Below are 1130 nucleotides of genomic sequence, written 5' to 3'. Positions count from 1 at the left end.
AAAGCCTAATGCCCATGGCTTACAGCCTATTGCCATTACTATCATGACAGCTTATTCTACAACTACATAAGCTCTAACAGGAAAAGTCCCCATTCCTTTTACTTTTGGAGGGGTTGCACAAAACTGTAATGGTACACCATCGGGTATACGATTCATATTGCATAAATGCTCAACAATCAGTATTTCGTTTTTAAGTAAAATGGTATGAACAGGCCTAGATTTTCCTGTGACATCGTCAATGTTGTATGAATCGATACCTACCAAAATAACTTCTTGTTCGACCAAATACTCAGCAGCCTCTGCGGTTAGATAAGGGTTTTCAGAATAATATTCCTCCTTTTCCCAAAGTTCGTCCCAACCAGTATGAATCAAAACGGCCTTATTTTTTAGTTCATATTGTTTAAATATGTCAACATCTATTTTCTTTTTCTGCTGATATGGCACACGGATGACTATGGTATCTAAAAGTGCAGTTCTTTCAATCAAGATATCCGATAAATCTTTGCCATCTTCATATCTATGAAATGGGGTATCGATATAAGTCCCTGTATTTGAAACCATTTCAATTTTTCCAATCTGAAAAGAGGTACCTTCTTCATACCAATTTTTGGATTCTTCACGAGTCCAAAAATCGCAAATTTTAGGAGCGGGTAGTCCTTTGTAGGTCACTGTACCATCTTCAATAGTATGGCTCAAATCTATGAACTTCATAATCGATAATTTAGGGATTTGTGTACTTCAGAAATCGAAATTTACAAAAAATGATTCTATTTAAGTGAGTAAGTAGGGGAACAAAATTGGATTTAATTTTTTTAGGCAAAAGGCACAAGGCAACGAGTGTTAAATTATTTTTTTACGAAATTGTAAAAACCTTTTGCCTAATGCCTACGGCCTACAGCACCCAAATTAAATTTAATTTACTAGTTCAAGACTTAGTCTTGGACTCATTTTTTTAACAGTTTTAAACTGTTTTTAAACATTCATTGAAAAGTCTAAATACCTTTTCTCGTTTTGTCCAGTAATCAGACGGCGCTTAATTCAGCATTCATACTTATAAACTTACGCAAAGTAAAATTTGATTTTTGAGCTTTCGGCAAAAATATATCTATTGTTACTCAAAAATGATTTTA

Annotated in this window: 1 protein-coding gene; it reads right to left on the bottom strand. The window is 33.9% G+C overall.

The features are described from left to right. Positions 1-51: 51 nt before the first annotated feature. Positions 52-711 carry a cyclase family protein gene (locus ACOVQ4_RS15290; protein ID WP_421821495.1) on the bottom strand — a complete coding sequence of 220 codons (660 nt, stop codon included), beginning with the start codon at positions 709-711 and terminating at the stop codon, positions 52-54. Positions 712-1130 lie beyond the last annotated feature (419 nt).

It is taken from the genome of Flectobacillus sp., from assembly GCF_049240685.1.
In the GTDB taxonomy this organism is placed as follows: domain Bacteria; phylum Bacteroidota; class Bacteroidia; order Cytophagales; family Spirosomataceae; genus Flectobacillus.
This window is presented reverse-complemented; position numbering and strand designations above follow the sequence as displayed.

Bases quoted from the DNA above. Each gene is read 5' to 3' on its own strand.
- ACOVQ4_RS15290 (WP_421821495.1), bottom strand. From the start codon at position 711: ATGAAGTTCATAGATTTGAGCCATACTATTGAAGATGGTACAGTGACC.